This window comes from Staphylococcus sp. HMSC071G07, assembly GCF_001811435.1.
In the GTDB taxonomy this organism is placed as follows: Bacteria; Bacillota; Bacilli; order Staphylococcales; family Staphylococcaceae; genus Staphylococcus; species Staphylococcus pettenkoferi.
Genome location: NZ_KV804774.1, coordinates 78,482 through 97,155, shown reverse-complemented (window position 1 = coordinate 97,155; position 18,674 = coordinate 78,482). Strand labels below are relative to the sequence as shown.

The window sequence follows — 18,674 nt, the reverse complement described above, 5'->3', positions numbered from 1 at the left end:
AGTGAACCCCCGAGATGAGAAGATCACATTCTTCATCCCGGGGGTTTTCATATTTCTTGATACTTTAACCTTATATTACTCTAAATCTAATGTTTTAGATAAGAATTCAATTGTATGTTTACTTTCTTGACGACGTTCTTTTCTGCGTTTAACTCGTGCTATTGCAGTTTCGTGGAACCATTTTTCAATTTCAGTTTCTGGAACGACATCAGGAATTTCAGTAGGTTTACCATCTTCACCTAGCGCAACAAATGTTAAGAAACTTAAGGCAGCTAAATGACGTTCACCTTTCAACACGTCTTCCATAATAATTTGAATACATACTTCCATTGAAGATGTTCCTGCATATGAAACCATTGCTTCGTAAGTTAAGACGTCTCCTGTCTTAATCGGTTTCAAGAAGTCTACTGAGTCTGTAGAAGCTGTAACGACGATAGCGTTACTGTGGCGCATCGCTGTGATTGCAGCAATTTCATCAATGTTAGCCATCAATGTGCCACCAAATAACGTCTGCATGTGGTTAGTATCTTGAGGATATACTTGTCTATTCTTAATGCTCTTACTTTCGGCCATAGTTTTAGAATGTCTATTACTCATTATTATTTCCCTTTCATTAGTTGTATTGTGCAAACATACACATTATATCGGAAAACAAATTGTTTTAAAAGCACTTGAGACTAAGTTTATGCTTGTGCCCAATTTCCGTTCTCGAACACAGGCACTTCCTCATCATCTTGCGTGATACCTGTAATGCGTAAATCAGGACTACCAATCATAAAATCAACGTGGACGAGAGAATCGTTTAACCCACTCTCAAGTTTCTCTTCAGTAGACATTTCAGTTCCACCTTTAACGTTAAAGCCGTAAGCAGAGCCTAAAGCGATATGACAAGATGCATTCTCATCGAAAAGTGTGTTGTAAAAGACCGTATTGCGATTTGAAATAGGTGAATCATCAGGTACAAGTGCAACTTCACCTAAGCGTTTAGCCCCATCATCCGTGTTAAGTAAATCGCGTAATACAGATTCGCCTTGCTCAGCTTTAAAGTCCACAACTTCACCATCTTTGAAAGTCAATGTGAAGCCATCAATGATTGTGCCATTATAGCTAAGCGGTAATTTGTTCGTTACGTGCCCATCAACTTTCATACGATGAGGTGCTGTGAACACTTCTTCAGTAGGAATGTTTGCGACGAATTCTTGGCCATTTGAAGTATAGCTTGTCGCATCTTCCCAAATATGTCCTTCCGGTAGACCAATTGTTAAATCCGTACCTTCAGATACATAATGCAACGCTTTGAAATTTGCTTTTTGTAAATAGTCTGCATGAACGCTTAAATTGTCCACGTGTACTTTCCAGTTCTGCACCGGATCGTTGCCATCTACTCTAACGATGTCGAACACTTCATCAATAAATTTCTCAAACGCTTCTTCAGTAGATAACTCTGGATAAACGCGTTGAGCCCAAGCTTTAGATGGGAAGGCTGCAACACACCATGGAAATTCGTTCTTCTGCGTTGCTTCCATATAGTCTTTATACGCCTTACCATACTGTTGTTGGAAAGCAGCAATCTTCTGACTATCGATGCCGTTGAGTAAATCCGGATCATCTGTGAGTAATGCAAGGTTCGCTGCACCGCGTTTCATGTAATCCATACGCGCCTCTACGTCATAATCTTTAACTGCGCTATTCTCAAAGTATGACACTGGTTCATTCTCATAGCGTAAGCGTTTTAATGTATCATCGCTATAGTTAACACGCACATCTGATGCACCACGCCGATAAGCGGCTGCTACAATTTCATGTGTGAGCTCTAAAGCATCTACACTTGAGCGAATAAATACAGGTTGACCCTCTTGTACATTCATCCCTACTTGTACGAGCAACTCTGCATATTGCTGTAATTTGTCTTGATAAGTTGTCATTCCCTTTCACCTCTTATTGACGTAATTGTCCGAGTGAATCAGCAATCGCTGTGATTTCACTAGGTGTAAATGAATCTTTCATAGAAACATAGCTATGAATTTGTTTAATTTCATCTGAATCTGCGTCCTCAAATTTATCAGGATCGATTAAACTTTGATTGACGACATTCAGTTTCTGTCTAATTTCCTCAATCATCTCTTTATTTGACGCCATATAAATCTTCACTCCTTTATTTCAACATTCTATCAAATTATCTTTTATTGTAAAATGTTGGATAAGTTGTGATTGAGTCATTATAGTAGACTATATAGTATAACGATGAGAATAAACAGGCAGGAGGTATACATATGGTAACAGTGGCATTTGTATGTTTAGGAAATATTTGTCGTTCACCTATGGCTGAAGCGATCATGCGTCAACGGTTGAAAGACCGGGGTATCGAAGGTGTCGAAGTACAATCACGAGGCACAGGACGTTGGAACTTAGGCGAACCCCCTCATCCGGGTACACAGGACATTCTAGATGAACACGATGTGCCTTACGATGGTATGATCAGTGAATTATTTACTGCAGACGACGACTTCGATTACATCATTGCGATGGATCAAAGCAATGTGGATAATATTCGCCAAATTAATCCAAATCTTCAAGGGCAATTGTTTAAACTGCTAGAATTTAGTAATATGGAAGAGACAGATGTACCGGACCCTTACTATACAAATAATTTTGAAGGTGTTTATGAAATGGTACAATCATCTTGTGATAATTTGATCGATTTCATCGTGAAAGATGCAAATCTAGGAGAGGAGTAATATTATGCAAAACAAATTAGTTCCGGGTATTCTTATCGGCGCAGTCGTTGGCGGCTTAGCGACTTTAGCTGATAAATCAACTCGCCAATCTTTACGCCGTTCAGTGAAAGATATCAAAGAAGGTAATCGTTCTTCTAAACCTTCAGCAATCTCAAACATTAAAGACGAAGTCCTCTACTGGAAAGATACTTTAGAAGAAATTAGACGTAATAATCCAGATTTAGAGAAACAACTGATGAGTGCGAAAGACACTTTAATGGATGCGAAAGATACAATTATGGAGCGTAAAAATAACCGCTTAAACTAATCGTATTCGAGTGAAACGACTGATAATTTTACTAAAAATAGTTTAAATTACACAATACCTTACACATATGCTTAACTCTTTCGAAGGGTTAAGCATATTTTATTATTAAATGGGTAAAACACATTATGCGCTACAATATATACGTGAATGAGAACTATCGATATATTGTAATTCAATGATTCACAAATAGAGTGTTGTTTGTGTAAACATTTTCAAGTATATTAATAATAATGAAATTGAGAGGAGGATGTCTTTCCATGAAAAAAGATAACCCACCTAGACATCAGAAGGTTGATGAAGATCGTACATATATTCAACCTCAAGAATTTAAATCTAAAGATCCGAAAAAAGACAATCAAGAGTTCTTCGTGTCTCGCATCAATAAACCTGCGAAATATACGAAGAATGCGAACTTCTTACAGTATCTCATCTATCGTATCGGTAAGGATGACGCTTCAGGAATGGCAGCGCAACTCTCTTACTACTTTATGCTGTCTCTCTTCCCTATGCTCATCTTCTTATTGTCAATCGTACCGCTTGTGGGTGTGAAACCAACGACGATTAAAGATATGATTACTGAGCATGTACCTGCTGATTACACTTCACAAGTATCATCGATCATTGATGATATTATGGGTAATGCTAGCGGTGGCGTATTGTCTATCGGTTTGATCTTGGCATTGTGGTCAGCTTCAAATGGGATGACACAAATTATGAATGCCTTTAACGTCGCTTATGATGTTGAAGACAATCGTAACTTTATCGTCAGCAAATTATTGAGTGTTATCTTTACGTTATGTATGGTTATCGTAATGCCAATCGCCTTAATCTTACCAACATTTGGACAACAAATCGGTGACCTCTTATTTGGTCCTATCGGCTTAGGCGATCAAGTGAAATGGGTCTTCAATCTCGTACGTATCGTACTACCGATTATCATCGTACTAATCAGCTTTATCGTACTTTACACACTCGCTCCAAATGTGAAGATTAAATTATTGTCTGTTATTCCAGGAGCGATCTTCTCAACTATCGTGTTCTTAGTTGGTTCTTATTTATTTGGATTTTACATTTCAAATTTCGCTAACTACTCTAAGACTTATGGTAGTTTAGCAGGAATCATCATCTTGATGTTATTCCTTTATATCGTAGGTTTCATCATCATTATCGGTGCTGAAATCAACGCGATCTTCCACCAACGTAAGATTGTAGACGACAAGACACCTGAAGAGAAATCCGTTTCTGAGATTGAGCACGGTGAAGGTGCTTGTGATGATGAAGCTGCTGAGTCTAACAGTCAATCTTCCACTTCTGGTAAAAGTAGTGAGAATGATGAGGCGAATGCTGAAGACAACCAAGCATCAGGTAGTGTCGTTCATTCTCCAAATGATAAAGGGAATACTACATCTGGTCGTTATCGAGAAACTACTGCTCAATCATCTGATGATAAGAATGAACGTCAATCCAACGATGCATCAGATCAACATCAATCTACATCTTCTGAAGAACGCACTTCTTCAAATCAAGCATCAACAGCTCAAGATACAAATGAAGAAGGTCACTACGACGACAGTCCAAACAATAAATAATCTGTCGTGAAGTCAATTGTCAACACAGAATGACTAAATACGATATACTAAAAAGGCAACGTCATAACGTTGCCTTTTTCTATAACAAATTCATGTGTGGAGGGGTACATATGACATTATTACAAAACATTTTAAAATATAATGAGTCTTTCGTTGCAAACAAAGACTTCGAACAATATAAGACGAGCAAGAATCCAGATAAGAAAGCCGTCTTGTTCACGTGCATGGACACACGTTTACAAGACTTGGGAACGAAAGCACTCGGTTTCAACAATGGCGATATTAAAGTCGTTAAGAATGCCGGCGCTGTTATTACGCACCCATATGGTTCAACTATGCGCAGTCTACTCGTCGCAATTTACGCCTTAGGTGCTGAAGAAATTATCATCATGGGACATAAAGATTGCGGTATGGGTTCTATCGATGTTGATGCTGTGAAAGAAACGATGAAGGAACGTGGTATTAAAGAAGAGACACTTGATATTCTCAATCGTTCAGGCATCGATGTGAATCACTTCCTAGAAGGTTTCTCTGACGTGTTTGAACGCGTGCAACACAACATCGATATCGTCTATAACCATCCTTTATTCGATCGCTCCGTCCCTGTACATGGCTTAGTCATCGATCCTGCGACAGGCGAACTCGATCTCGTGCATGATGGTTATAAAACGCAGCAATAAGTGCGACAGTTGATTTTTTTCGATAAAATAACTCAACTAAATTACAAAGCTCCAAGGGTTGAAACATCACCTTTGGAGCTTTTCTTATCATTTTATTGAATTAATTTATGTTGGAAAGCATAGATCACCGCTTGGGTTCTATCTTGAACTTCGAGTTTGCTGAGAATATTACTCACATGCGTCTTCACTGTTTTAATCGTAATGTGAGAGGCACTTGCGATTTCTTGATTGGAATAACCTTTCGCGATAAGTAACAAGATTTCCATCTCACGCTCTGTTAACATCTCATAAAGTTCAGCACGTTGTTTCATTCGATTACGCATTTTAACTAATACTTCCGCTTCAAACACAGATTCGCCATTATACGTCTTACGAATCGCTTCAGCAATATCGCTCGCGCTCGTCGTCTTGAGGATGTAACTATCCACGCCCGAGTCTAATGCGCGATAAACTTCATTATCCTCAATGTAGCTTGTAAGCATGAGCACTTTAATATGTGGTAAGTCTTTCTTAATTTGCGTTGTGGCTTCTACGCCATCCATATCGTCCATCACAAGATCCATCAATATTAAATCAGGTTGCAATTCGTGCGCTTTCTCAATGGCATCTTTCCCTGATTCCCCTTCCCCTACGACTTCGAGGTCAGGTTGAGTAGATAAGTAACTAGAAATTCCGATACGTACCATCTCATGGTCATCAACGAATAATACTTTAATCATCACTTAATTCCTCCTTGTTCAACGGTGCTTTCACTTCGATACGTGTCCCTGAATCTGGCAAGGATACAATGTGGAAGTTCGCGCCGATTTCTAGCGCACGTTCACGCATATTCTTTAATCCATAACTTTGTTCAACTTTATCATCTACGTTAAATCCTTTACCGTCGTCTTGTATGCGTAATAGTAAATAATCTTCTTTATTGAATAATTCAATCGTTACTTTCGTCCCGTTTGAGTGACGTAAGGTGTTTGAAATCGCCTCTTGAGTAATGCGGAACAAATGATCTTCAATGCCTTTAGGAACTTTGAAATCTTCTATTTGGTGAACCACTTTCATCGGCACTTTCTTCTGAAGATCAACAACTAAATCTTTAATTCCTTCTCCTAGCGATTTATCTTTCAATCCGATAGGTCTAAGATGTAACAGTAAGGCTCTCATTTCAAGTTGTGAATCTTGTACCATTTTTTCTAACGTGGGTATTTGTTGATCGAGCGGTGGTTCTAATGTCGATTCCTTGATTGCTGACAACATCATACTTGCTGCAAACAGTTGCTGACTCACTGAGTCGTGTAATTCTCGTGCTAAACGTTGACGCTCGTCTTCGATGATTTTCTTAACTTTCTTATCGTTGATGTTATATGACTCATTCGTTAAATTCTGGGTTTTCATACGCAGTTTATGTACTTCTTGATTGAGTGGCACCAACGTTTGATAAAGTGCGATCGTTTCATTATAAAGTTCAATATTTTGATCGTTAATACCGACTGTTTCACCTTCGATCGAACGTTCGATTTGCTCTTGAAGCCAGTGATTTTGTTGATTAATCTTATAAGCTAACACAGAACCCACGATGATACAAAGTAAGATGATAACGATATTTAAGAATAAAAATACTGGAATACCAAATATTTGCGTATAGAACATGCCTTGAAAATAAATGATATTCACAAATATTTTATCAATAAAGAGAAAGGCGAAAAGCATACTATAGACGAGGATTAACATCGATCCTATGGCTCTTATGTAGTGATTCACTTGTAAATCACCTCGATATCTCCGATAAATGTTGAAACGTAAATGTTTACAGTATAATTATCCGGTTTCGTCTCTTCTCTCACACTAATATTCGTATTCTCAACTTTATAATTCTGTTCATTGATGTAAGCATTGCCGAAAAATGCCGTAAAATGGAGATGAATATTGTAATTGAGTGGCACGACGACTTGAACTTTACCCACTAGGTGACGCACTACAATAACGTTATGCTCTTTAATATTTGCTGCTTTCGTCATATCGATGTCGATTTCACCGATACCATGTTGAATTTGTAAGTCCTCCCATTTATAGACGTAATGCGGCGTACGTTGCTGTCCAAACCACTTCTGCTTAATAAATTGAGGACTTTCAACTGCTTCATCTGTCGCCACTACTTTTAACGGTCTAAATTTGTAAAGTAAATAGCGGATAATCATTACCATCAGGAATAGGAACAGAATAATAATCGTATATTTATTGGATAGCAAGGTAAATGCTACGAGTAGAACACCTATCCAAAAAGCGAGAAGCCCTCTGACTTTATGAAAATAGAGATAACCCACATAAACGAGGATACATCCTAGTAATAGAACGAGTAAGAAACCAATTTTTTCAAAAAAGATATAGTAAAAATTGGCTACAATCATCAACGCAGTAAAGATGATCAGCATCTCCGTTGATATATATTTGTGTGTCATATTTCGCCGCCTTTCTTCTAAGTGTTTCGTAACATTTATGAATGTTGGAGTGCATATTATGATTTGATACAAGTTTTATTGTATCGTCACTATAGAATACGCTTTAAATCCACCATAAGAAATGGATAGAGCTAGCACCTAAGTCTCTAAGATCACTGACGCGAGCGTACCCTATTCCTAGCTAACTCAAACCGCATATTGACCTAAGCGCAATTGCTGTAGCATGTCACACTCCGCTTCAGTTGATAGTTTCTCTTGATGTTGCGCTGTAATCGTCGATTCTAATTCAGCATAAGTCGCTTCATAGTGATTGAGTTGTGACGTAATCGCTTCAATATCTGCACTTTCAATCTTACATGCTGAAATATTTTTAGCACTTTCGATAATGTCGATATATTTATTTTCCAATGTTAACGATAGACTGTCAATTAACTTTCTTATCGACGCCTGTTTCAATACTAAGTAGCGGATATAGCGTTCGATGTCTTGAAGTCGATAATCCAGTTCTTGCCAACGCGCACGCATACTTTTATCTAATAATTGTTTACATATCTTATCCATATAAGTCCATAATATATTCATAGAATCACCTCTGCAGCAAGCACGATGGTACGTAACTTGCCGACTTTATTCTCTGTATTTATTCTAGAAGTCGGATTTATTCTAGGTTAGATTCTATTATAAAAAATTTCCGAAGCCAGGATAATAGGCTCCGGAATGATTTCTATTTCAGACTTAAGGCTTAAGCTTCGTTGTCTTCAATTTTAGTGGTTAAAATTGGGCCATCTTTTGTCACGATCACTGTGTGTTCAATTTGAGCGACCATACTGCGATCTGTCGTTTCGAATGCCCAGTCATTTTTACCTTCGACCACATAAGTCGCATTTGAAGAGATGAATGGCTCAACCGCAATCACCATGCCCTCTTTAAGTAACGTCTTCTCTTTAGGATCGAAATAGTTGAGCACGTGGCTTGGTGCCTCATGAAGTGAACGTCCTACACCGTGTCCTGTTAGGGTCTTAATCACTTTCAAGTCGTTCTTACGCGCTGTCGCATGTACTGCCTTACCAATCTGGCTCAATTTGCCGCCTGGTTTAATCTTCGTCATAGCTTGTTCGAAAGCTTCTAAAGCAACGTCACAAACTTTCTGTTTCATAGGATTATCGCTTTCACCTACGACGAATGAAATACCTGTATCAGCGTAAAAACCATTTTTTAAAGCTGAAACGTCGATGTTAACTAAGTCGCCTTCGCGAATCTTACGTTTACCAGGAATACCGTGTGCGACCTCTTCATTCACACTAATACAAGTTTGACCTGGGAAACCTTCGTCATGGATAGGTGCTGAAGTTGCACCATGTTCTTCAAATAAATTTTTAGCAATTTGGTCGAGTTCTCGTGTCGTAATACCTGGTTCAGTAGCAGCTTTCATCTTATCACGAACGAGTGCACAAATATATCCAATATCTTTCAATCCTTGTAATTCTTCATCTGTTTTTACTATCATGAATTGATCCCGTTCCTTTTTTCTCATTTTTATCGTCCATCTTATTATAGCAAACTTTTTTTGATATAATAAATAAGAGTTATTGTCTTCTTAAAATATCGTCATTCAACGACGAAACACCATAGACTCATCACAATATAAGCTAGGAGATCCACTATGCGAGAAAAATGGTACAAAAATTTAATTGGTGCACGTACGATTAAGACAGGCTTAGCGACCTTTCTAACCGCTTGGTTCTGTTTACTTTTACACATGAACCCTATCTTTGCGATATTGACAGCAATCGTCACGATCGAACCGACAGCGAAAGCGTCGTTACATAAAGGTTACAGACGTTTGCCTGCGACGGTTATCGGCGTCGTCTTCGCAGTTGTCTTTACATACTTCTTTGGCGATGATTCACCTTTCTCATATGCGTTAACCGCCCTATGCACTATCATTGTCTGTACGAAATTTAATTTACAAGTCGGTACTACAGTAGCAACCATGACAGCGCTAGCGATGATTCCAGGTATCCACGACGCATTTATCTATAACTTCTTCTCACGATTTTTAACTGCGATTATAGGACTTGTGACTGCAGGATTAGTTAACTTTATGGTCTTACCACCGAAATACTACGCCCAGCTTGATAGCTTAATTAATAAGACAGAGTCGCAAATGTATAGCCTTTATAGCAACCGTATGCAGCAACTGTTGATTGGCAAATTTAAATCTGACGCATCAGAACGTGCTTTAGATAAAGTAATTAGTTTGAATAATCGTGTCGATACGCTCTTGAGTTACCAGAAGGATGAGCTAGGCTATCATAAACATCGTGATAAAGAATGGATTCAGGTTCGACGCATTACGTCACGTTCACATACCAATCGCTTGTTTATCACACATTTATCTAACATTATTTATTTGCCTAAAAATGTTCAAGTTGTCTTCAATAGCGAAGAGCGTCTAGCCATTCTTAAGATTTCTCAAAGCATTAACAACATCTTCTCTACGGGACACTTCGAGCGCGAGAAATCTTCCGCTTCTGTCTTAAAACGTTCCGTTAAAGGCTTAGACGAGTTTGACGACAATCAAATTAAAAGTCACATTATTTACGAAATCTTACTCATCTATCGCATTCTAGACGGCCGATATGCGAAGTAATGGTAGACTTCGTATTCTACACAATCGGTTTTAGCATAAAAGTCAATAGAGCTCATATCAAGTTAAGAAGAAAAGTGGGACTGAACTACACGCCCGTAGTCAGCCCCACTTTTTAGCTTTTATTTACTTTTCTTCACACGGTCAACGATCACTTGTTTCGCCGCTTCTTCCTCTGTATTATCCAACTCACGTGGCTCAAAAGGAATGCCTTTACGCTCACAAGCTTTTTCCAACAGATAATCTGTCAGCTCATGGTTTTTAGGTAAAATAGGTCCATGAAGGTAAGTTCCTAATAAATTCTTATAGTGAATACCCTCTTTTTTATCTGTATCATTATTGCCATAACCATGCGTCACGCGACCTAACGTACCGAAGTCATGATGTGTGCGTCCACCATGATTTTCGAAACCTACAATCGTGCCAAAGGTTTCACTCTCAATCACAATATCACCTGTGAGACGCTCTTTCTGAGACGTCGTATAGAAGTCGAGGATTCCCAGACCATCAAGCTCAGTACCGTCAGGAGTGATATATTTCGTCCCTAGGAATTGATAACCACCACAAACAGTGAGTCCAGGCATACCATCTTCAATAGCGGCTTTCAACGTATCTTTAATCTTACTCAACTCAGCTGTAGCAAGTGATTGTTCACGATCACTGCCACCACCGATAAAGAAGATATCACACTCATCTAACGTCACGCCTTCAGTTTCATTGATATCGACTACATTCAATTTAATATTACGCCACTTCGCACGTTGCTTTAAGGCAATAATATTCCCAATATCACTGTATAAATTTAATTTATCTGGCATAAAGTGGTATACAGTCAGTTCATTCATGACTTCGTTTCCTCCTCAAATGAGCGATTTAATTGCTCTAACATTGGAGCCAGAGATGTATAGTTCGGCACCGCAACTGTATAACTTGGATATTTCATCGTTAACGCTGTCGCTTTATAAATATCTTTCTCAACGATAACAGGCACTTCTATTTCCGCGAGTTTCAAGCGTAATTGTAATTCTTCGGCACGTGTACCTGTGACGATAATGGCTTCAATATCTTGATCTTGCAATTTCTCGAAATCTGCATCGTAAATCCAAGAGGTATCTCGGCCATCAGCAGCATTATCATTCAGACTAATAACATAGACTTTCTTGTGTTGTAACTGCTCCCCTACTGACAGACTAGCATTCATTCCAGCAGGGTTTTTAGCCAAGTTAATCATCGCTTCTTTCGCACCAGACTTGAAGTATTGCATACGACCATTGTCAGAAGTATACGTCTCGAAACCTTTCTGAATGGACTCGTGATTAAGACCTAGTTCACGCAGCACAGTGTATGCAGCAAGCGCGTTATAAGCGTTGAAGTCTCCGGCAATCTTCATATCCAAGAATCGTCCATCGACTTTGATATTTAAAAATGGTGTCGTTTCAAAGTTTGAGATTTCATATTTAGGTTGCTCACGCTTAAAGCCACAGTCGCAGTGATAGTGTCCAATCTGATTGTAATGAACGTAGTCATAAGTAAGTAAACGACCACAATTTGGACAGTACTTACTCTCGTTCATCGTACTTTGCTCAAAATCGTGTGCATGCTTAGCAATACCGTAATAAACACGGTCATCGCTCGCAATCTTCAAGCGACTCACGAAAGGATCATCTGCATTGAGCAACATTTTAATCCCTTTATTACTAATCGCACGAGCAATATTCTCTACCATAATATCAATTTCACCGAAACGATCCATTTGGTCTCTGAAGAAGTTAGTAAAGACCATCATAGTAGGAGTAACTTCTTTCATCACACGAGGAATAGAGCCTTCATCAATTTCAATTACAGCAATCTTTGTTTCTGGTTTACTTTGAAGGATAAAGGCTGAGGTGATACCTGCTGCCATGTTGGCACCTTCGTTATTATGTACAATATCAATATGATTTGCTCTAAGTGTATGACCGATGAGATTTGAAGTCGTCGTCTTACCATTTGTACCGCTGATAAATACAATCTCATCTACTTCTTGCGCTAAATTTCTTAATATATTTTTATCCACTCGACGCGCGACTTGGCCGGGTAAATCCGTACCCTTCTTTCCAGCCATCTTACTTGCCATACGCGCAAGCTTTGCCAAGTGGGTTGCCGTCCATTGTCTCATGTTCTTCCTCCTCTTATATCACTCAAATATTATAACACGAGCGACTATCTTTCCAAACCATTCTCAATTAAAAATGATTTTCATTCTCTCAGATTAGAATAATTTTAATTTGCAATTGAGAATAGACATGTTATACTACACTTAACAACTAAAGGGAGGATACAATTATGTTAGATAAAAAGTTATTAGATGCATTAAATGAACAAATGAACCACGAATACTATGCAGCACACGCATACATGGCAATGGCTGCTTACTGTGACAAGGAATCATACGAAGGTTTCGCGAACTTCTACATTCAACAAGCGAAAGAAGAAAGATTCCACGGTAAGAAAATTTATGATTACATTAACGACCGTGGCGAACACGCTGTCTTCAGTGCACTTTCAGCACCTAAAGCAGAGTTCAAAAGTATTCTTGAAACGTTCGAAGACGGATTAGCTCAAGAACAAGACGTTACACGTCGTTTCTACAACTTATCTGATATCGCAAACGAAGCGAAAGACTATGCAACAATTTCATTCTTAAACTGGTTCTTAGACGAGCAAGTTGAAGAGGAATCAATGTTCGAAACTCATATCGATTACCTTAAACGTATTGGTGACGACTGCAATACATTATACTTATTTGAAAAAGAACTTGCTGAACGTTCTTTCGACGAAGAATAATTAAGTGGATTGAACCTTATTAGGATAAATTAAAAACAATCTAAACGAAATAAAGCACTAAGATGTCAATCTCTCTGAGAATACATTTTAGTGCTTATTTATTTGATCTATTTGACGAAGTAACGATGTCTGTGAGCTGCTCGCTACTTTACCTACACGGCAGATAACTCATTTCGAGTTGCGCTTCGCTGTTTCGAACACTAGTCGTCCTTGCGGGGGCAAGACAACGAAATCATAGATTTCTGTCTTGCTCCCCACATTTCAATCTCTTGACTCATTATGTCGAAAGGATTAAATTCAGTGCATAACTGTTTTCGTAAAGGAGGTACAAAGGTGAATTCAGACAATGCATTTGTCGCTTTAGACTTTGAAACCGCAAACGGTAAACGCACGAGTGTTTGTTCCGTTGGTATGGTGAAAGTCGTTAAGCATCAAATTGTAGAAAGCTTTTACACACTCGTAAATCCTAAAGATTATTTCTCTAAAACCAATATTGCAGTACATGGCATCCAACCTGAACAAGTGACAGACGCACCTACCTTTGAAGAGGTCTTCCCCTACATGCTCAAATTTATCGACAACTTACCGGTCGTCGCACACAATGCAGCATTTGATATGTCGGTGCTTCATGCAAGTTTGAAAGCACAGAATATTCCGACGCCACAGATGACCTATTTCTGTTCCTGCCAGCTCGCACGTCGTACCGTCGACAACCATCGCTATGGTTTGAAACATATGATGGATTTCTATCGTCTTGATTTCCACGGCCACCATGACGCATTAAATGATGCGAAAGCATGTGCGATGATTACATTTCGACTGCTGAAACACTATGACAGCTTAGATCATATGCTTCAAGTTTATGGGAAACAGCTGACTGATAAGGACTATTAAACGTGGACGTCTGCCCTCCCTGTATTACTACAAGAAGTCATAAATACTCATATTCTCGTACGTAGATTGTTCCAAATTGCCGACTGTCACTCCAACAAGTCTAATTGGCACTTCAGGATCTTTCAAATCAGTATACAACTCATACGCGATGTTATAAATATCTGTTTCATTGCGAATCGGGTCTCTTAAACTTCTCTGTTTGGAAAAGGTCTCAAAACGATAGGTCTTAATCTTTACGGTCACTGTCTTCCCTGACTTCTGAATTCGAGAAAGTCGTTCTGCTGTCTTCGTGCTGAGCTCCCAAATTTTATTCAATACCTGTTCATCGTCAATCATATCTGTCGCAAAGGTTCTTTCAGTGCCTACTGATTTGCGAATACGCTCAGATTTGACTGGACTTTCGTCAATACCACGTGCTTTATTGTATAAGCCATGCCCTTTCTTACCAAAGAGTCGTATCAATTCTCTCTCACTTTTATCATACAAATCTTTACCTGTGTAAATACCGTTCGCATGCATCTTCTCTTCTGTCGTCGGGCCTACGCCTCGAAAGCCACCGATATCCAAATTCATCAATATCTCATGGACATTATTATAATCAATGACAGTAAGATTATTGGGTTTATTCATCCCACTCGCAAGTTTAGCTAAAAATTTGTTATAAGAGACACCTGCGGAAGCGGTGAGTTGCGTTTGTTCGTAAATATCTCGACGGATAAACTCCGCGATTCGAGATGCAGGTAAATCAGGACGGACTAAATGAGTAATATCTAAATATGCCTCATCCAAAGACAACGGTTCCACAATTTCGGTATAACTGCGAAAGATTGCCATTATTTGTTGTGAAGCTTCACGATACTTATCAAAGCGTGGCGTCACATAGTAACCGTCAGGACACAATTTGTGAGCTTGAGCCATGGGCATAGCAGAATGCACACCATACTTACGAGCCTCGTAGGATGCTGTAGAAACGACACCTCGCCCACTCGCTTTACCACCTACGATAACCGGCTTACCTTTCAAATCTGGATTATCTCTCATCTCTACTTGTGCATAGAAATAATCCATATCAATATGAATAATTCGTCGTTCTGCCACATGACTCACCTCCTTGCTAATGTTAGTCTTAGCCATTTCTGTAGGCACAAGAAAAGCTCCGATACGCGCCTACGCCATTTAGTTATATTGTAACTAAAATGACCGTCAGACACAGTGATCGGAACTGAAAGTTGTTATATAAATATGAGTTGTCTTATTTATTTCACTTTATCTTCATTGGTGTAAAAGATCACGCCATCACTACTATCTTCCACATATTTTACATGCTTATTCCATGCACTCGCAACGAAATACATATCGACGAGGCAATAGCCTACGTGGATGCTTGCGATAAAGATGAGTGCTGAATAAGAGAAGAAGACGAAAACGACGAATAAACCTAAAGTGATGACTACCAATGGCGCAATCATAATCGTAATATATTCCCACTTCTTAAATACTTTATCCGGCACATAGCTCGTAATAATTCCAAAGCGTTGGCGAATTTGTGGTTTGCCCTTTTTCGCAAAGGCTTTATAGAGGACAAAGTGCATCGCTTCATGAACGACGACCATAAGAGCAGCGCCTAGTAAGCCGTACAGTATATTTAAGATAAAGTTCTCTTCATGTACGTGAGTGAATAAATGAGCCCCTTTATAACAGATGAGAATGCTCATCATCACGACGATAACTTGTAAGAGAATAAAGCGCTCGATAGACTTTTTATTATTAAAGAAATTAAGTTTGACCACTGCTCGTCCTCCCAAATCTATATAATATCAACAGTGTGAGCTTAATAGTTGTGTGCCGTTACTACTCGCTCAATTACAAACTACTGTAATGAAGCTCTTTCTAAGATTGACGCACCAATTGTGCTACCGTCTCAACATGTGTCGTTTGTGGAAACATATCTACTGGCGTAATTTCTACGAGATCATATAAGTCCTTGAGTTGCGTCACATCACGTTGTTGTGTCGCCGGATTACAAGAAATATAAATAATCTTCTTAGGTTGAAGTTCACGCAGCGTTTGAATAAAGCGCTCATCACAACCTTTACGCGGCGGATCCACCATGACTACATCAGGACGAATACCTTGCTCTTTCCATTTTAGAATAACTTCTTCCGCTTTACCAGGGACAAAAGTCGTATTGTTGAATCCATTTCGAGTCGCATTAAGTCGGGCATCCTCGATAGCATCAGGTATCACTTCTACACCATACACATGTTTAGCTTTAGGCGCCATATAGAGACCAATCGTTCCGATACCGCAATACGTATCTAGCACGACTTCTTCACCTTGTAAATCAGCATAATCAAGCGCTTTTTGATATAGTTTTTCCGTTTGGGAAGCGTTGATTTGATAAAAGGATTGATCACTAATTTTAAATTCTACATCCGATAAACGGTCATCGATTTGTTCTGCGCCAAATAATAATATCGATTTCTTACCCATAATCACGTTGGAATGAGACGTGTTAATATTCTGTTTGATACTCGTGATTTGAGGAAATTGAGAGACCAAGCATTGAACGAGCGTGTCGCGTTGTTTAAACTTTTTACCATTCGTCACGAAGATCACCATGAGTTGATCTGTATAATACCCGCTTCGAATCACCACATGACGCATGAGACCACGCTTACTTCGTTCATTATATACGCTTACACCAAGCTCATCGAACCATTGTTTCAATGTTACCATAATCTCATTCTGTGAAGGGTGCTGAATCAAGCATTCTTCCATATCAATGATATCGTGGCTACGTTGTCTAAAGAAACCCATCTTAACATGTCCATCTTTGTTTCGCCCTACTGGTAATTGAGATTTATTGCGATAATACCAAGGGTCTTCCATACCGATGACATCTCGGATAGGTGTATCCGCAAAGTCCCCTTTACGATGGAATAAGTTAACGACTTGCTCTTTCTTCATAGCAAGTTGCGCTGGATAATCCATATGTTGAAGTTGGCACCCGCCACACTTGTGATAGTACACGCAAGGCGGTTCCACACGTGACTCACTCGCAACGTGCACTTGCTGTAACTTCCCTATCGCAAAGTTCTTCTTTACCTTAATAATCTTGTATTCAATTTCTTCATCGATGAGCGCATAGGGCACAAAGATAGGATAGCGATCAATCTTCACTACACCGTGACCTTCATGCGTCAAATCTTGTACCGTGCCTGTCTTTATATCATTTTTCTTAATATCTATCATCTTACTCTCACTCCACATGAAAAGAGGTTAGGTACTGACTCAACTGCCTAACCTCGTGAATTGAAGGAGCAAGACAAACCTTTGCCTTGCTCTATTTATTGAACCCGTATTGCCAATATAGCCATTCTTTAAGCAACACGTGCAATATTCCACTTTACTTGTGATACAAACCTTACGAGTGTGTTAATTCTTCATTGTGAATATCGTTGGGCGTAAACACTTCAATATGTCTTTCTAAATTCAAGAAGTTTCCTGGTAATTTACCACCGTATTCCCCATCCACATTGAGTTGCATATTCGCAAACGAAGAAATACTTACTGATTTCGCCTTTTTATAAATAACTTTCGGATGTTTCGTATGTTCTCCGCGTGATGCAAGTGTCATGATATGACCCAATTCAGCTAGGTTGGCTTTTTCAACAATAATAAGTGTAAAATAACCGTCATCTAACTTTGCATCAGGAACCAACTTTTCAAAGCCAGCCATAGAGTTCGTCAATCCAAGAAGGAAGAGTAACGCTTCGCCTTGGAAGATCTCATCGTCATACTCTATCCGAATATCGACAGCTTTCATCTGAGGTAACATCTCAAAACCTTTAATGTAATATGCAAATGGTCCGACAATCGATTTCAACTTGCTTGGCGTCTCATAGGATACCTCAGTGAGTTTACCACCTGCCGCCAAGTTGATAAAGTAACGGCTATTCATTTTACCGATATCCACTTGTGTTGTGTGACCATTAACGATGACATCTACTGCTTTCATGATATTGGATGGTAAATGTAAGGCACGACCGAAGTCATTAACTGTACCCATTGGGATAATGCCTAGTTTCGGACGATTAGGTTGTTCAGCTATCCCATTCACGACCTCGTTTAACGTACCATCTCCACCCGCTACGATGAGCAAGTCGTATTCTTGTTCTAAAGCACGTTCAGCTTCTTTCGTCGCATCTCCAGCACGCTCTGTCGCATAGGCGCTCGTTTCGTATCCTGCCTTCTCAAGCTTGATGAGTACATCAGGTAGAGCGCGTTTAAACATCTCCTTACCTGATGTGGGGTTATATATTATTCTCGCTCGTTTTCTCATAATTTCAACCTCGATTTTATATACTCATATTCTATATTAAAGGATATATACTATTCTTCAAAGCATTTAGATTCTTGTGCGGAAGCTGATGACGTCTTGAATGTAGATTTTATTTTCGTACATATTACTTTATTAAAAGTATCTCAAAACGCCCGAAGTCATTTTACTCTTAGCAACAGAAAAACTGCCGAT

At 39.0% G+C, this 18,674-nt stretch carries 20 protein-coding genes and 1 pseudogene; 7 read left to right on the top strand and 14 right to left on the bottom strand.

The features are described from left to right. Positions 1 to 75: 75 nt before the first annotated feature. The 3 genes from HMPREF2802_RS08250 to HMPREF2802_RS08240 all read right to left on the bottom strand — a co-directional run bounded on the left by HMPREF2802_RS08250 (position 76) and on the right by HMPREF2802_RS08240 (position 2,139). The gene (locus tag HMPREF2802_RS08250) at positions 76 to 597 is read right to left on the bottom strand and encodes an acyl-CoA thioesterase (protein WP_040806999.1); all 522 of its coding nucleotides are present in this window, start codon (positions 595 to 597) and stop codon (positions 76 to 78) included. A gap of 86 nt (positions 598 to 683) precedes the next feature. Next, the gene (locus tag HMPREF2802_RS08245) at positions 684 to 1,925 is read right to left on the bottom strand and encodes an aminopeptidase (protein WP_070503576.1); all 1,242 of its coding nucleotides are present in this window, start codon (positions 1,923 to 1,925) and stop codon (positions 684 to 686) included. A 13-nt stretch (positions 1,926 to 1,938) separates the two neighbouring features. After that, positions 1,939 to 2,139 (bottom strand): DUF1128 family protein, encoded by a 201-nt coding sequence (locus HMPREF2802_RS08240; RefSeq protein WP_002472952.1) that lies wholly within the window; start codon positions 2,137 to 2,139, stop codon positions 1,939 to 1,941. A gap of 134 nt (positions 2,140 to 2,273) precedes the next feature. On the opposite strand from HMPREF2802_RS08240, the gene HMPREF2802_RS08235 reads away from it, so the two are divergent. From HMPREF2802_RS08235 to HMPREF2802_RS08220, 4 genes and pseudogenes are all read left to right on the top strand, one after another. After that, positions 2,274 to 2,738: a low molecular weight protein-tyrosine-phosphatase gene (locus tag HMPREF2802_RS08235; protein WP_070503574.1), complete on the top strand. Its 465-nt coding sequence runs from the start codon at positions 2,274 to 2,276 to the stop codon at positions 2,736 to 2,738. Between the two features lie 4 nt (positions 2,739 to 2,742). Then, positions 2,743 to 3,045 (top strand): YtxH domain-containing protein, encoded by a 303-nt coding sequence (locus HMPREF2802_RS08230; protein ID WP_070503572.1) that lies wholly within the window; start codon positions 2,743 to 2,745, stop codon positions 3,043 to 3,045. A 257-nt stretch (positions 3,046 to 3,302) separates the two neighbouring features. Then, a pseudogene (locus HMPREF2802_RS08225) lies at positions 3,303 to 4,284 on the top strand (YihY/virulence factor BrkB family protein); the annotation flags it as partial. Positions 4,285 to 4,744: 460 nt separating this feature from the next. Then, positions 4,745 to 5,314 carry a beta-class carbonic anhydrase gene (locus HMPREF2802_RS08220; RefSeq protein ID WP_002472972.1) on the top strand — a complete coding sequence of 190 codons (570 nt, stop codon included), beginning with the start codon at positions 4,745 to 4,747 and terminating at the stop codon, positions 5,312 to 5,314. A gap of 92 nt (positions 5,315 to 5,406) precedes the next feature. Here HMPREF2802_RS08220 and HMPREF2802_RS08215 read toward each other — a convergent pair whose 3' ends face one another. From HMPREF2802_RS08215 to map, 5 genes are all read right to left on the bottom strand, one after another. Further along, positions 5,407 to 6,036, bottom strand: coding sequence for a response regulator transcription factor VraR (locus HMPREF2802_RS08215; protein ID WP_070503570.1), 630 nt, complete (start codon positions 6,034 to 6,036; stop codon positions 5,407 to 5,409). Continuing rightward, a complete protein-coding gene (locus HMPREF2802_RS08210) occupies positions 6,026 to 7,069 on the bottom strand; it encodes a sensor histidine kinase VraS (protein ID WP_002472963.1) in 1,044 nt (347 codons plus the stop codon). The genes HMPREF2802_RS08215 and HMPREF2802_RS08210 overlap by 11 nt, the downstream gene beginning before the upstream one ends. Then, positions 7,066 to 7,767, bottom strand: a complete 702-nt coding sequence (gene liaF, locus HMPREF2802_RS08205; RefSeq protein ID WP_002472955.1) for a cell wall-active antibiotics response protein VraT — start codon at positions 7,765 to 7,767, stop codon at positions 7,066 to 7,068. Before liaF ends, HMPREF2802_RS08210 begins: the two co-directional genes overlap by 4 nt. A 186-nt stretch (positions 7,768 to 7,953) precedes the next feature. Then, complete coding sequence (locus HMPREF2802_RS08200; protein WP_049406401.1) at positions 7,954 to 8,349, bottom strand: hypothetical protein; 396 nt, start codon at positions 8,347 to 8,349, stop codon at positions 7,954 to 7,956. Between the two features lie 160 nt (positions 8,350 to 8,509). Continuing rightward, a complete protein-coding gene (gene map, locus HMPREF2802_RS08195; protein WP_070503566.1) occupies positions 8,510 to 9,274 on the bottom strand; it encodes a type I methionyl aminopeptidase in 765 nt (254 codons plus the stop codon). Positions 9,275 to 9,430: 156 nt separating this feature from the next. Between map and HMPREF2802_RS08190 the strand changes: the two genes are divergently transcribed. Continuing rightward, positions 9,431 to 10,420: an FUSC family protein gene (locus tag HMPREF2802_RS08190; RefSeq protein ID WP_049406403.1), complete on the top strand. Its 990-nt coding sequence runs from the start codon at positions 9,431 to 9,433 to the stop codon at positions 10,418 to 10,420. 119 nt (positions 10,421 to 10,539) lie between these two features. Here HMPREF2802_RS08190 and HMPREF2802_RS08185 read toward each other — a convergent pair whose 3' ends face one another. Further along, positions 10,540 to 11,262 carry a lipid II isoglutaminyl synthase subunit GatD gene (locus HMPREF2802_RS08185; RefSeq protein WP_002472968.1) on the bottom strand — a complete coding sequence of 241 codons (723 nt, stop codon included), beginning with the start codon at positions 11,260 to 11,262 and terminating at the stop codon, positions 10,540 to 10,542. After that, positions 11,259 to 12,575 carry a lipid II isoglutaminyl synthase subunit MurT gene (locus tag HMPREF2802_RS08180; RefSeq protein ID WP_070503565.1) on the bottom strand — a complete coding sequence of 439 codons (1,317 nt, stop codon included), beginning with the start codon at positions 12,573 to 12,575 and terminating at the stop codon, positions 11,259 to 11,261. The genes HMPREF2802_RS08185 and HMPREF2802_RS08180 overlap by 4 nt, the downstream gene beginning before the upstream one ends. Before the next feature lie 167 nt (positions 12,576 to 12,742). Between HMPREF2802_RS08180 and ftnA the strand changes: the two genes are divergently transcribed. Both ftnA and HMPREF2802_RS08170 read left to right on the top strand, forming a co-directional pair. Further along, complete coding sequence (gene ftnA, locus HMPREF2802_RS08175; protein WP_049406407.1) at positions 12,743 to 13,243, top strand: H-type ferritin FtnA; 501 nt, start codon at positions 12,743 to 12,745, stop codon at positions 13,241 to 13,243. 333 nt (positions 13,244 to 13,576) lie between these two features. Next, positions 13,577 to 14,137: a 3'-5' exonuclease gene (locus tag HMPREF2802_RS08170; protein WP_242249982.1), complete on the top strand. Its 561-nt coding sequence runs from the start codon at positions 13,577 to 13,579 to the stop codon at positions 14,135 to 14,137. Between the two features lie 27 nt (positions 14,138 to 14,164). Here HMPREF2802_RS08170 and dinB read toward each other — a convergent pair whose 3' ends face one another. The 4 genes from dinB to HMPREF2802_RS08150 all read right to left on the bottom strand — a co-directional run bounded on the left by dinB (position 14,165) and on the right by HMPREF2802_RS08150 (position 18,482). Beyond that, a complete protein-coding gene (dinB, locus tag HMPREF2802_RS08165; protein WP_070503562.1) occupies positions 14,165 to 15,235 on the bottom strand; it encodes a DNA polymerase IV in 1,071 nt (356 codons plus the stop codon). Positions 15,236 to 15,393: 158 nt separating this feature from the next. Then, positions 15,394 to 15,927: a DUF3267 domain-containing protein gene (locus tag HMPREF2802_RS08160; protein ID WP_002472983.1), complete on the bottom strand. Its 534-nt coding sequence runs from the start codon at positions 15,925 to 15,927 to the stop codon at positions 15,394 to 15,396. A gap of 100 nt (positions 15,928 to 16,027) precedes the next feature. Continuing rightward, positions 16,028 to 17,392 carry a 23S rRNA (uracil(1939)-C(5))-methyltransferase RlmD gene (rlmD, locus tag HMPREF2802_RS08155; RefSeq protein WP_070503560.1) on the bottom strand — a complete coding sequence of 455 codons (1,365 nt, stop codon included), beginning with the start codon at positions 17,390 to 17,392 and terminating at the stop codon, positions 16,028 to 16,030. A gap of 172 nt (positions 17,393 to 17,564) precedes the next feature. After that, a complete protein-coding gene (locus HMPREF2802_RS08150; RefSeq protein WP_049409306.1) occupies positions 17,565 to 18,482 on the bottom strand; it encodes a diacylglycerol kinase in 918 nt (305 codons plus the stop codon). Positions 18,483 to 18,674 lie beyond the last annotated feature (192 nt).